The organism is Actinomycetospora sp. 2LY8.5 (assembly GCF_057180585.1).
This window is the reverse complement of record NZ_JBXUHE010000076.1, coordinates 1-12,610: the sequence shown is the minus strand read 5'-3', so window position 1 is coordinate 12,610 and position 12,610 is coordinate 1. Positions and strand designations below refer to the sequence as shown.

The 12,610-nt window shown below is 71.6% G+C and carries 12 protein-coding genes and 1 pseudogene; 8 read left to right on the top strand and 5 right to left on the bottom strand.

Features of this window, described 5'->3' with window-relative positions; genetic code table 11:
- Positions 1–223: 223 nt before the first annotated feature.
- Genes catC through AC2A1K_RS34845 form a run of 4 tightly spaced genes read left to right on the top strand, consistent with a single transcriptional unit; the run spans position 224 to position 2,765 of the window.
- Entirely contained in the window at positions 224–505 is a 282-nt protein-coding gene (catC, locus tag AC2A1K_RS34860; RefSeq protein WP_483900939.1) for a muconolactone Delta-isomerase, read from the top strand.
- Between the two features lie 51 nt (positions 506–556).
- Positions 557–1,321, top strand: coding sequence for a 3-oxoadipate enol-lactonase (gene pcaD / locus AC2A1K_RS34855; RefSeq protein WP_483900938.1), 765 nt, complete (start codon positions 557–559; stop codon positions 1,319–1,321).
- Entirely contained in the window at positions 1,318–2,112 is a 795-nt protein-coding gene (locus tag AC2A1K_RS34850) for a CoA transferase subunit A (RefSeq protein WP_483900937.1), read from the top strand. Before pcaD ends, AC2A1K_RS34850 begins: the two co-directional genes overlap by 4 nt.
- Positions 2,109–2,765: a CoA transferase subunit B gene (locus tag AC2A1K_RS34845; protein ID WP_483900936.1), complete on the top strand. Its 657-nt coding sequence runs from the start codon at positions 2,109–2,111 to the stop codon at positions 2,763–2,765. Before AC2A1K_RS34850 ends, AC2A1K_RS34845 begins: the two co-directional genes overlap by 4 nt.
- Positions 2,766–3,008: 243 nt before the next feature.
- Here the strand turns inward: AC2A1K_RS34845 and AC2A1K_RS34840 are convergent, their stop codons facing one another.
- Positions 3,009–4,982, bottom strand: a complete 1,974-nt coding sequence (locus AC2A1K_RS34840) for an acetoacetate--CoA ligase (protein WP_483900935.1) — start codon at positions 4,980–4,982, stop codon at positions 3,009–3,011.
- Positions 4,979–5,644: a class I SAM-dependent DNA methyltransferase gene (locus AC2A1K_RS34835; protein ID WP_483900934.1), complete on the bottom strand. Its 666-nt coding sequence runs from the start codon at positions 5,642–5,644 to the stop codon at positions 4,979–4,981. Before AC2A1K_RS34835 ends, AC2A1K_RS34840 begins: the two co-directional genes overlap by 4 nt.
- 173 nt (positions 5,645–5,817) lie before the next feature.
- Between AC2A1K_RS34835 and AC2A1K_RS34830 the strand changes: the two are divergent.
- From AC2A1K_RS34830 to AC2A1K_RS34815, 4 genes and pseudogenes are all read left to right on the top strand, one after another.
- Positions 5,818–6,927 (top strand): annotated as a pseudogene (locus tag AC2A1K_RS34830) (MFS transporter); the annotation flags it as partial.
- A gap of 74 nt (positions 6,928–7,001) precedes the next feature.
- Entirely contained in the window at positions 7,002–7,430 is a 429-nt protein-coding gene (locus AC2A1K_RS34825; RefSeq protein ID WP_483900933.1) for a CBS domain-containing protein, read from the top strand.
- Between the two features lie 43 nt (positions 7,431–7,473).
- Entirely contained in the window at positions 7,474–8,415 is a 942-nt protein-coding gene (locus AC2A1K_RS34820) for an aldo/keto reductase (protein ID WP_483900932.1), read from the top strand.
- Between the two features lie 153 nt (positions 8,416–8,568).
- On the top strand, positions 8,569–8,952 hold the full coding sequence (locus AC2A1K_RS34815; RefSeq protein WP_483900931.1) for a VOC family protein: 384 nt from the start codon (positions 8,569–8,571) through the stop codon (positions 8,950–8,952).
- 48 nt (positions 8,953–9,000) lie between these two features.
- Here AC2A1K_RS34815 and AC2A1K_RS34810 read toward each other — a convergent pair whose 3' ends face one another.
- The 3 genes from AC2A1K_RS34810 to AC2A1K_RS34800 all read right to left on the bottom strand — a co-directional run bounded on the left by AC2A1K_RS34810 (position 9,001) and on the right by AC2A1K_RS34800 (position 12,489).
- Entirely contained in the window at positions 9,001–10,164 is a 1,164-nt protein-coding gene (locus tag AC2A1K_RS34810; protein WP_483900930.1) for a macrolide family glycosyltransferase, read from the bottom strand.
- Positions 10,165–10,500: 336 nt separating this feature from the next.
- A complete protein-coding gene (locus tag AC2A1K_RS34805; protein WP_483900929.1) occupies positions 10,501–11,592 on the bottom strand; it encodes an ABC transporter ATP-binding protein in 1,092 nt (363 codons plus the stop codon).
- 15 nt (positions 11,593–11,607) lie between these two features.
- Positions 11,608–12,489, bottom strand: a complete 882-nt coding sequence (locus AC2A1K_RS34800; protein ID WP_483900928.1) for a carbohydrate ABC transporter permease — start codon at positions 12,487–12,489, stop codon at positions 11,608–11,610.
- Positions 12,490–12,610 lie beyond the last annotated feature (121 nt).

The window sequence follows — 12,610 nt, the reverse complement described above, 5'->3', positions numbered from 1 at the left end:
ACGCGGGGTCCGGTCGGGCAGCAGCGGCTCCAACCGTGCCCACGCCGCGTCCGAGATCACCGTCCGGTCAGCTGCCACGACTCGCATCCTGGCCCATCCCACGACCAAGATCCATCAGACACGCCCTAGGCCGGTCGGTGCAGTGCAGATGTCAGCGGCGTGCCGTCGCTGTCGTTGAGTGTCCGTAACGCCACGCGCTCGATTCGACCACCAGGAGCACCACGTGCAGTTCCTCGTCCGCATGGACGTCCACCTCCCCCACGACATGCCGCAGGACGTGGCCGACGATCTCCGCGCTCGTGAGAAGGCCCGCGCGCACGAGATCCAGCGTTCGGGCAAGTGGCCGGAGCTCTGGCGCGTCGTCGGCCAGTACGCCAACGTCAGCCGCTTCGACGTCGAGTCGGGCGACGAGCTCCACCAGCTCCTCACGAGCCTGCCGCTGTTCCCGTACATGCAGGTCGAGGTGACGGCGCTGACCGTTCACCCGTCCAAGCTCGACTCCTGATGGGCGGAAGCGGACGGTTCACCGCCCCCGCCCGTCGGGCACGGTGAGGGTGTGAAGCTTCATCACGCCACCGAGGGTCCCGCCGGCGGGCCGCCGCTGGTCCTGCTGTGCTCGCTGGGCAGCACGATCGACATGTGGGCGCCCCAGCGCGCCGAGCTCGCCGAGGAGTTCCGGGTGATCTCGCTCGACACCCGCGGCCACGGTGGCTCCCCGGTGCCCGACGGCCCGTACTCCGTCGAGGACCTCGCCCGCGACGTCCTCGAGACCCTCGACGACATCGATGTCCGGCGCGCCTCGTTCGCCGGCGTCTCGCTCGGCGGCGCGATCGCGCAGTGGATCGGCCTGTACGCCCCCGAGCGCGCCGCCACGCTGGCGATGCTGTGCACCGCGGCGCGCTTCCCCCACGCCGACGCCTTCCGCGACCGGGCGCAGAAGGTCCGCGCGCAGGGCACGGCGGCCGTCGCCGACGGGGTCGTCGCGCGCTGGTTCACCGAGGACTTCGCCGACGCGCAGCCCGACACCGTCCGCCGGATGCGCGACCTCATCGCGTCCACCCCCGCCGAGGGCTACGCGGGCTCCGCCGAGGCGGTCGCCGGGTGGGACGTCGTCGACCAGCTCGGCGGGATCACCGCGCCGACCCTCGTCGTCAGCGGCGTCGAGGACCCGGCCACCCCGCCCGAGCACCAGCAGATCCTCGCCGACGGCATCCCCGGAGCTCGCCTGGAGACCGTGACCCGCGCCGCGCACCTGGCGTCGTTCCAGCGCCCGGAGATCGTGACGCCGCTGCTGCGCGAGCACGCGAAGGGAGCGTCATGACGATCGACAAGACCGTCGCGTCGGCCGACGAGGCCGTCGCGGACATCGGCGACGGGGCGTCGCTGGCGGTCGGCGGGTTCGGCCTGTCCGGCGTGCCGATCGTGCTCATCGACGCCCTCTCGCGGGGGTCGGCGACCGACCTGCACGTCGCCTCGAACAACTGCGGTACCGACGGCTGGGGCCTGGGCATCCTGCTCGAGCAGCACCGCATCGCCCGCGTGGTCGCCTCCTACATCGGCGAGAACAAGGAGTTCGGCCGTCAGTACCTCGCCGGCGAGCTCGAGGTGGAGCTGACCCCGCAGGGCACGCTCGCCGAGCGGATGCGCGCCGCCGGCTCGGGGATCCCGGCCTTCTACACCCCCGCCGGGGTCGGCACCTGGGTCGCCGACGGCGAGATGCCGTGGCGCTACGCGCCCGACGGGTCGGTGGCGATCACGTCGCCGCCGAAGGAGGTCCGCGAGTTCGACGTGGACGGCGCGCGCGTCCCGTTCGTCCTCGAGCTCTCCCTGGTCTGCGACTTCGGACTGGTCCGCGCCGCGAAGGGCGACCGGCACGGCAACCTCGTGTTCCACCGCTCGGCGCGCAACTTCAACCCGCTCGCCGCGATGGCCGGGCGCACCACGATCGCCGAGGTCGAGCAGCTCGTCGAGCCCGGCGAGATCGACCCCGACGACGTGCACGTGCCCGGCATCTTCGTCCACCGCGTGGTCGAGCTGAGCCCCGAGCAGGGGGCGAACAAGCACATCGAGAAGCGCACACTGAGCCCTTCTTCCGGGGGTGGGACGTCGTGAGGCTCACCCGCGAGCAGATGGCCGCCCGCGCCGCGCGCGAGCTGACCCACGGCTCCTACGTCAACCTCGGCATCGGGCTGCCGACGCTGATCCCGAACCACCTGCCCGAGGGCGTCGACGTGCTGCTGCACTCGGAGAACGGGCTGCTCGGCGTCGGTCCCTACCCGACCGAGGACGAGGTCGACCCGGACCTCATCAACGCGGGCAAGGAGACGGTGACCGTCCGCGAGGGCGCCTCGTTCTTCGACTCCGCACTCTCGTTCGGGATGATCCGCGGCGGCAAGGTCGACACGGCCGTGCTCGGCGCCATGCAGGTCGCGGTCACCGGCGACATCGCCAATTGGGCGGTGCCGGGCGCCATGGTCAAGGGCATGGGCGGCGCGATGGATCTCGTGCACGGCGCCCGCCGGGTGCTCGTCGTGATGGAGCACGTGACGAAGAAGGGCGCGGCCAAGCTCGTCGAGTCGTGCTCGCTGCCCCTGACGGGCCGCGGGGTCGTCTCGCGCGTCATCACCGACCTCGCCGTGGTCGACGTGACGCCCAGCGGTTTCGTCCTGCGGGAGCTCGCGCCCAGCGTCACCGCCGAAGAGGTCCGCGAGCAGACCGGGGCGCCGCTGGCCGACGCCGACGACCTCACCGAGATCGCCGCCTGAGATCTGGACGTCAACCGAGCGACGACCCGGCAACGCACGGTCCGCACCGTCGGGTTGTCGCCGCCCAGGGCGACGCGCATATTGGCCACCGTCCCCCGCGGCGCCCCCACCACCACCGACCCCTGCCGGCGGGCACACGATGACCACTAATCGCGATCTTTCCGTGGTTCCCGCCCACACGGCGCGCGCGGTCACGCTTTCCGAGGTCGTCCCCGAGACCGCCTGAGTCGACGAGGAGGGTGCTCAGCTCCGCGCGCGTGCCACCACGTTCTCGAGCGCCTCGGGGTTGCGCAGCGCGTCCTTGCTGACGGCCTTCTCGGCGGGGGTGCCGGCGAGGATGCGCTTGACCGGGACCTCCGACTTCTTCCCGTTCAGCGTGCGCGGGATGTCGTCGACGACCAGGAACCGGTCGGGCACGTGGCGCGGCGAGAGCTGGGCGCGCAGGGCCTTCCGGAGCTGCGACTCCACGTCCTCGAAGGCCACGCCTCCGGCGAGCACCACGAAGCACAACAGCTCGCCGCCGTCGCGGGCGCCCTCGAGCCCCGTGGTGTCGATGACGAGGGAGTCGAGGACCTCGTCGAACGACTCGACGACCTCGTAGAACTCCGCGGTGCCCATTCGCACACCGCCGCGGTTGAGCGTCGAGTCGCTGCGCCCGCGGATGACGCACGAACCGCGCGGGGTGATGCTGATCCAGTCGCCGTGGCGCCAGACGCCGGGGAAGTCGTCGAAGTACGACTCGCGCATCCGGGTCCCGTCCGGGTCGTTCCACAGCATCACCGGCATCGACGGCGTCGGCTTGGTGATCACCAGCTCGCCGACCTCGTCGATCAGCGGGTTGCCCTGCGGGTCGAACGCCTCGACCGCGCACGCCAGGGCGCGGCAGGAGATCTCGCCGCGCCACACCGGCACGGTGGGCGCGACGCCGACGAACGCGGCGCAGACGTCGGTGCCGCCGGAGACCGAGGCGATCTGCACCCCGGGTCCGACCGCGTCGAGGATCCAGTCGAAGCCCTCCGCCGAGAGCGGCGAGCCCGTCGAGCCGACCGCACGGATCGCCGACAGGTCGTACTTCTCCCGCGGGCGCAGCCCCGCCTTGAGGCACGACTGCACGAACGACGCCGACGTCCCGAACAGCGTGACGCCCTCGTCGGCGGCCATCTTCCAGAGCACCTCGAGGTCCGGGTGGCCCGGGCTGCCGTCGTAGGCGATCACCGTCGAGCCCACGAGGAGCCCGGAGATCAGCAGGTTCCACATCATCCAGCCCGTGGTGGTGAACCACGTGAACCGGTCGCCGGGACCGAGGTCGTGCTGCAGCGCCAGGGACGCGAGGTGCTGGACGACGATGCCGCCGTGCGAGTGCACGATGCCCTTGGGCAGGCCCGTGGTGCCCGAGGAGTAGAGGATCCACAGCGGGTGGTCGAAGGGCACCGGGTCGACGGCGAGCGGGGCGTCGCCGTCGGCGGTGAACGCCGCCCAGGACAGGACGTCGTCGCCGTCGGTCCACTCGGCGACGTAGTCGACGCCGACGACCGCGCGCAGGGTCGGCAGCTGCTCGCGCAGCGAGGCGACCGTGTCGCGGATGTCGTAGGACGTGCCGTTGTAGAGGTAGCCGTCGACGGCGACGAGCACCGACGGCTCGATCTGCGCGAAGCGGTCGACGACGGCGCGCGCCCCGAAGTCCGGCGAGCACGACGACCAGGTCGCGCCGAGCGAAGCGGCCGCGAGGAAGGCGACGAGGGTCTCGACGGAGTTCGGGGACAGGGCGACGACCCGGTCGCCGCGGCCCACACCGAGCGCGACCAGACCCGCCCGCGCCCGGGCGACGTCGGCGCGCAGCTCGCCGTAGGTGCGCGCGACCCGGCGCCCGTCCTCACGCACCGCGACGATCGCCGAGTCGGCGTCCGCGCCGCCGTCGGCCGGCCACAGCGCGTGCTCGGCGTAGTTGAGCGTCGAGCCCGGGAACCATTCCGCGCCGGGCATCGTCTCGGCGACGAGAACCTCGCGGGGCTGCTCGTGGAAGCGCACGCCGAGGAAGTCGACCGCGCTGCTCCAGAAGCCCCGCGGGTCGGACGTCGACCAGGCCCACAGCTGCTCGTACGTGTCGGCCGTCACCCCGTAGTCACCGGCGACCTGCTGCGCGAACGCCGTGATCCGCGCGTCCCGCACCGTGGTCTCGTCGGGTCGCCAGAGGATCTCGGGGGCCTCGTCAGTCATGGCACCCGTTCTATCCCTCGGCGGGTCGTCAGCACCAGCATCCGCGCCTGCACCCCGACCCCGGCCCGGTAGGGCGCGAGCTCCGCCGAGACGAGCGCGACGGTGTCCGCCGCGACGAGGCGGTCGACCTCGGCGCGGTAGCCGCCGGACTCCCAGACGTCGTCGAGCACGGTGGCGACGACCCAGCCCTCGGGACGGGTGACGCGCGCGAACTCGGCGAGCACCTCCGGACCGACGTGACCGTGGGTGAGCGTGCCGACGCAGACGACCACGTCGTAGACATCCGCGTCCGTGGGCAGCGCGCGGGTGAGGTCGACCGGCTGCAGCGAGCGGTACGCCCCGGTGGCGCGGGCCTGCTCGAGCATGCCCTCGGAGACGTCCATCCCATCGATCACCCGCACCCCGCGCTCGGCGAGTGCCGCGCCGACCAGACCCGTCCCGCAGCCGGCGTCGAGCACGGTGACGTCGGGGCCGGCGACGCGCACGACGGTCTCCGCGGCGAGCACCGGGGCGACGTAGCCCTGGTCGTCCCCGGCGAGGTCGGCGTCGTACTGCTTCGCCCACTCGTCGTAGAGCGCACGGGCGTCGTCCGGCCCGCCGAGGGCGTAGGCCCGCGCGATGTACGGGTTGTCGCCGGTCGGGGTGGTGGGTTCGTCGGCCATGGACGGCAGTCTTCTCCGTCAGCGAAATCCACGGCTATACCCGGGAATTCCGCTCACCTAGAGTCGGCGACGTGCAGAACCTCTTCCGCCGACGCTGACACCGGGCCCCGCGCAGGTCGCGGGTCCCCCGCGGGTTCGGCTCCCGGGTCGTCGCCGTCGAGGCGTTCGGCCAGTTCGTGCCGCTGTATCCGCTCTATGCGCTGCTCTTCGCCGACCACGGCCTGTCCGAGGCGGCGATCTCGGCGCTGTTCGCGCTCTGGTCGGTGGCCACGCTCGTCCTCGAGGTGCCCTCCGGCGCCTGGGCCGACGTGAGCTCCCGGCGTCGGATGCTCGCGATCTCGGGCGCGCTCTCGGCCGCCGTCTTCACGCTCTGGGTCCTGGTCCCGAGCACGCCGGTGTTCGCGGTCGGCTTCGTGCTCTGGGGCGTCGCGGGCGCGCTCGCCTCGGGCACGCTCGAGGCGCTGGCCTACGACGCCCTCGACGGCTGGGAGGCGACCGACCGCTACCCGACGCTCATGGGACGAGCCCGCGCGGGCTCCCTCGCCGCCACGCTCGGCGCGACCGCGCTCGCCGCGCCGCTCGTGACGATCGGAGGCTACGTGCTGCCGGGCCTGGTCGGAGCCGGCGCGTCGCTGGCCGGCGCGGCCCTCGCGCTGACGCTGCCCGAGCGGGAGCGGCCGCGGCGAGGTCGCGCGTCGTCGCCGCGGGCCGCGGCCATCGAGTGGTGGGCGATGCTGCGCGAGGGCGTCGGCGAGGTGTCCCGGACCGCGCTGCTGCGTCGCGCGGTGGTCGTCACCGCGCTGCTCGCGGGTCTCATGGCGCTCGACGAGTACCTGCCCCTGCTCGCCGCCGCGCACGGGGCGACGCCGGCGGTGGCCGCGCTCGCGCTCGCCGGGGTGGGCGTCGCCGAGTCGGTGTGCGCTGCCCTCGCGGGTCGGGTCGCCCGGGCGCGCGGACCGGTGCGGGGCGGGCTGCTGGGCCTCGCGGCGGTCGCGGTCGGCACCGGGGCGCTGCTGCCGCTCGGTCCCGGGTTCGCGCTGGTCGCCGCCGGGTGGGGTGTGCTGCAGATGCTGCTGGTCGTCGTCGAGACCCGCGTGCAGGACGCGGTGGAGGGCGACGCGCGCGCCACCGTGACCTCGATGGCCGGGCTCGGCGCGGAGACGGTCGCGCTCGTGGTGCTCGCCGCCGTCGCCGCCGGGTCGGTGTGGTTCGCGCTCCCGGTGCTGTTCGCGGCGCTGACCGTCCCCCTTCTGGTGACCGCCGTGCTCGTGGGACGGCAGTGACCGTCCGGGTCTGGCCGAACCCGGACGGTCCCTGTCATATTCGTCACGTCCCGAACCCGAGAAGGGGGCCCGGTATGCGCATCGCGGACCTGCTCGCACGGAAAGGGACGGCGGTCCTGACCGTCGCGCCCGGCGACCCGATCTCGGAGCTGCTCGCGGTGCTCGCCGAGCGCAATGTCGGCGCCGCGGTCGTCTGCGAGAGCGACCGGCTCGTCGGGATCGTCTCCGAGCGCGACATCGTGCGGCACCTCCACCATCGCGGCGCCGCGCTCCTCGGCGTGCCGGTCGCGGAGATCATGACGACGGTCGTGGCGACGTGCCGCGGCAGCGACGACCTGCAGACCCTCAGCCGCACGATGACCGAGCGCCGCATCCGCCACATCCCGGTGGTCGACGAGGCCGACCGGCTGGCGGGGATCGTCAGCATCGGCGACGTCGTCAAGAGCCGGATCGACCAGCTCGAGGAGCACCGCGACCAGCTCGAGGCCTACATCTCGGGATAGCCGCCCTCCGGTTCGCGGCGGTGGCACCGGGTACGCGATGCCCATGGAGACCACGAGACTGGGCAAGACGAACCTGCAGGTGTCGCGGATCGCGTTCGGCACGTGGCAGGTCTCGGGCGAGTGGGGTTCCTACGACGCGGACGCCGCGCAGGCCGCGATCCGGTCGGCGCTGGACCGCGGAGTGAACTTCTTCGACACCGCGCAGGCCTACGGGTTCGGGCAGTCCGAGGAGGTCCTCGCGAACGCGCTGCGCGGCGAGCTCGACCGCGACCGCGACTCGGTGGTGATCGCGACCAAGGGCGGCATCAACCCGGGCACCGACCGGCCGCGGGACTCCCGGCGGGCGTGGCTGCGCTCGGGGGTCGAGTCGTCCCTCCAGGCCATGAAGATCGACCACATCGACCTCTACCAGGTGCACTGGCCCGACGAGCAGACCCCGTTCGCCGACACCGCCGGTTACCTGCAGGAGCTGGTCGACGAAGGCAAGATCCGCCACGTCGGGGTGTCGAACTACGACGCCGAGCAGATGGCCGCGTTCGACACCATGCGCCCGGTGGAGACCCTGCAGGACGACGTGCTGCCCTACGTGCGCGCCCACGACATCGGCACCCTGGTCTACAGCCCGCTGGGCTCCGGGCTGCTCACCGGCACCCTGAGCACCGACTCGATCTTCGAGGACTCGGACTGGCGCTCGCAGTCCTCGGCGTTCACCGGGGAGAAGCTGCAGAAGAACCTGGAGGTGGTGGAGCGGCTCAAGGGCTTCGCGGCCGACAAGGGCTGCGAGGTCTCGCAGCTCGCGATCGCGTGGGTGCTCGCCCAGGAGGGGATCGACACCGCGATCGTCGGCGCCCGCTCGGAGCGCAACATCGAGCGCTCGCTGGCTGCGGTCGACGTGAAGCTGTCGGCCGACGACCTCGCCGAGATCGAGAAGATCACCGCCGACGGCGTCCAGGTCGGCGGCGCCGCCCCCGAGGGCATCGCCTGACCCTCGTGTCAGCGACGTGGCGTCGCAGACGTTGAGTGTCCGAAATCTTCCGTCGATCATGACGCGGCGGAACCGGGCGGGCACGCAAGGCCATCCTTGTTCAGGACTGTTCGGTCGTTCTATAGTACGGCGCTCCCGACGAAGGAGTACCCCATGACCGCGTCCACCGCCACCACCGTCTCGAACATCGGCGTCGCCATGTTCACCGTCGCCGACCAGGAAGCGGCCATCGCCTTCTACACCGGCCGGCTCGGGTGGGAGCTGCGTGGCGACACCCGTTTCGGCGAGAACCACACCGAGCGGTGGATCGAGGTCGCCCCACCGGGCTCCACGGCGCGGCTCGCGCTCAACCCGCCCATGGGAGGCGAGCCCGGCGGTGGCGGTATCGGCGTGGAGACGCCAGACGTACACGCCGAGCACGCTCGTCTGCGGGAGGCCGGGGTCGACGTGGACGACGTCGTGGACGCGCCGGGCGCCCCGACGCTGTTCATGCTGCGCGACCCCGACGGCAACCACATCGCCGTCGTCCAGGTGTGAGCGTGGCGTTGCGGACACCAGATGTCCGCAACGCCACGCCGCTGACACCTACGCGAGCTCGGCCTCCACCACATCCGCGGCCACCCGCGCGCCACCGGCGCTCCGGATCGCGTCCCGCTGCTCGGCGAGTCGGGCCGCCACGTCGTCCGACGACGTCAGCGCCAGCAGGGCCTCTCGGAGTGCCTCAGGTGTCGCGTCCTCGGTGGTGATCGTGCGGGCGACACCGAGCTCCTCCAGCAGGTACGCATTGCCGAACTGGTCGACGCCCTGCGGGATCGCGATCATCGGCACCCCCTCGTACAGCCCCTCGGAGCACCCGCCCATGCCGGCGTGGGTGACGAAAGCGCTCGCTCTCCCGAGCACACCGAGCTGCGGGACCCAGCGGTGCGCCGTGACGTTTTCGGGCAGCTCACCGAGGTCGTCGAGGGACACATGCGGCCCGATCGCCAGCACCACCTCCCAGCCCAGCGGCGCGAACGCCTCGACGCAGGCGCGGAAGGTGTCGGGCCGGTCGTGGTACGCCGACCCGAACGACACGAGGACGAGCCGACGCTCCGACACGGGCCACTGCTCCTGCGCCGCGCGGCGGTCGAGGTCCGGCCCGACGAACGTGTAGACGGTCTCGTCCACCTTGTCCGCGGCTGGCTGCATCGCCCGTGGGATCTCGACGATCGATCGCCGCGGACGGCCGACGAGCTGCTCGGGGTCGTCGTCGATCCCGAACTCGGCGAGCCACGCCGCGAACCGCGCGAGGTAGGCCCGGTAGCCCGGCTCCTGGCGGAACGTCAGGTGCGCGGCGAGGTCCTGCTCGTAGCCGTCCCACGCCACGAGTGCCGGCGAGAGCTGGACGGCAGGGACGCCCCAGCGGCGCGCGAGGACGATGGCCGGATAGCCGCCGATGTCGTAGAGCGCGATGTCGGGGACGTCGTCACCCAGCGCCTTCTCGATCTGCGGCAGGGCCTGCACCGCCTCGTCGAGGAACAGCGTGGTGCCCTCGACCGGGTCGGTCGGCCACTGCTCACCGCGGCTCTGGTCGGGCAGGAGGGACGTATGCACGAGCGGCGTCGCACCGGTCGCCGCGACCATCTCGGCGAACGCCGCCGGGATCGCGTAGGTGACGCGGTGGCCGCGCTCGACGAGCTCGGCGATCACGGGCAGGTGCGGGTGGGTGTGGCCGTGGGCCGCGACGCCGACCATGAGGACGTGAGCCATGGAGGACTCCAGGAGCGTGCCGGGGTGGACGATTCCCCCGACGACCGGTCGTCGGGGTGTTGCCTCGAGAGCGGGGCTCGTCAGCCGTAGAGCTGCTGGATCACGGTGCGGACGCTAGCCCAGTCGGCGCAGCGCTCGCGAGCGACTTTCCTGCGAGCGCGTGGCGTTACGGACACTCAACGTCTGCAGCGCCACGTCGCTGACAGTTGGTCGGTCGGGAGCTCGACGAGCACTGGGTCGCCTCCGCGGCGACCGCCATCGACCTGCCCGAGTACTGCCCGAGTACTGATCGAGTACTGCCCGAGTACTGCCCGAGTACTGATCGAGTACTGACCACTACGGCAGCCGCTGCCCCGTCTCGGCGTCGAAGACGTGCAGGGCCTCGGGGTTCGGCCGCACCGCGATCGGGTCGCCGAAGCGCACCTTCACCCGGCCCGGGCCGCGCACGACGATCGAGGTCGACGTGTCGTCGGCGAGGTGGGCGTAGAGGTAGGACTCGCTGCCGAGCTCCTCGACGACGTCGACGACGGCCTTGATCACCGAGCTCGAGTCGGCGTCGGTGCTCTCGAGCACCCAGTCCTCGGGCCGGATGCCGACGGTGAGCTTGTCGCGCGAGCCGGCGGCGTCGGCGATGTCGCGCGGCAGCGGGATCTCCACCCCGCCGAGCGTGACCCCGCTGGACGAGCGCGGCAGGTCGAGCAGGTTCATCGCCGGCGAGCCGATGAAGCCGGCGACGAACGCGTTGGTCGGCCGGTCGTAGAGCTCCGGCGGCGTCGCGTACTGCTGGAGCTGCCCGTTGGCGAGCACGGCGACCTTGTCGCCCATCGTCATGGCCTCGACCTGGTCGTGGGTCACGTAGACGGTCGACACCTCGAGGCGGTTCTGCATCTCGGCGATCTGGGCGCGGGTCTGCACGCGCATCTTCGCGTCGAGATTCGACAGCGGCTCGTCCATGAGGAAGACCTGGGGCTCGCGCACGATCGCGCGACCCATGGCGACGCGCTGGCGCTGACCACCGGAGAGTGCCTTGGGCTTGCGGTCGAGGTACTCGGTGAGCCCGAGCATCTCGGCCGCCTGGCGGACCCGCTGGGCCCGCTCGTCCTTGTCCATCCCGCGCATCTTCAGCGGGAACGCCATGTTCTCGGCGACCGTCTTCGACGGGTAGAGCGCGTAGTTCTGGAACACCATCGCGATGTCCCGGTCCTTCGAGGGCACGTCGACCACGTCGCGCCCGTCGATGCGCACCGAGCCCGCGTCGATCGGCTCGAGCCCGGCCAGCATCCGCAGCGCCGTCGACTTGCCCGAGCCCGACGGCCCGACAAGGACGACGAGGTCACCGTCGGCGACGGTCAGGTCGAGGCTGTCGACCGCCGGCTTGGCCCCCGGCGTGTAGATCCGCGAGGCCTTGTCGAACACCACTTCAGCCATGGATCGTGCACTCCCTCACTTGACCGCGCCGAACGACAGGCCCTGCACCAGCTTGTTCTGCGCCACCCAGCCGGCGATGACCACCGGGAGCGCGGCCATCGTCGCCGCCGCGGAGAGCTGGGCCCAGTACAGGCCCTCCGAGGTGATGAACCCGACCAGGAAGACCGGCACGGTGCCGGCGTTGGCCGCGGTCAGGTTGACCGCGAAGAAGAACTCGTTCCACGCGAAGATCACGCAGATCAGCGCCGTCGCGAAGATGCCCGGCGAGATGATCGGCAGCACGATCTCGCGCAGCGTGCGCCACAGCGGCGCGCCGTCGATGCTGGCCTGCTCGAGCAGCTCGCCCGGGACCTCCAGGAAGAACGAGCGCATCATCCAGACCGCGATCGGCAGGTTCATGCCGGTGTACAGGATGATCAGGGTCCAGATGTTGTCCAGCATCCCGATCTGGTTGACCACGACGTAGATCGGCACGATGGCCGCGACGACCGGCAGCATCTTCGTGGAGATGAAGAAGAACAGGACGTCCTGCGTCTTCTCCACCGGGCGCAGCGACACCGCGAACGCCGCGGGGATCGCGAGCAGCAGCACCAGGATCGTCGAGATCACGGTGGCCGCCAGCGAGTTCGCCAGGTAGGGCCCGATGCCCGCCGAGAAGACGCCCTCGTACTGCTCCAGCGTCGGCTCGAAGATGATCTTCGGGGTGGGTGTGTAGGCGTCGGCCTCCGTCTTGAAGGAGGTCAGCACCATCCACAGCACCGGGAAGAAGAACCCGATGCCCACCACCCAGGCGATGACGCCCAGCCACACGTTGGCCGCGTTGGTCTTCCTCCGCCGCGGCTCGGGCGCGGTCTCGGTCGTCTGCTCGTCGGTGGGTGTGCTCGTCGTGACCGACATCAGGCCCTACCTTCAGAGGTGCGGCCGGAGCTGGTGTTGGCTCCGGGTGTGCAGGCGGAGCGGGGATGGCTTCCATCAGAGCTGCCGTCAATGGCCGTAGGCTGCTGTTCCCCCCGCTCTG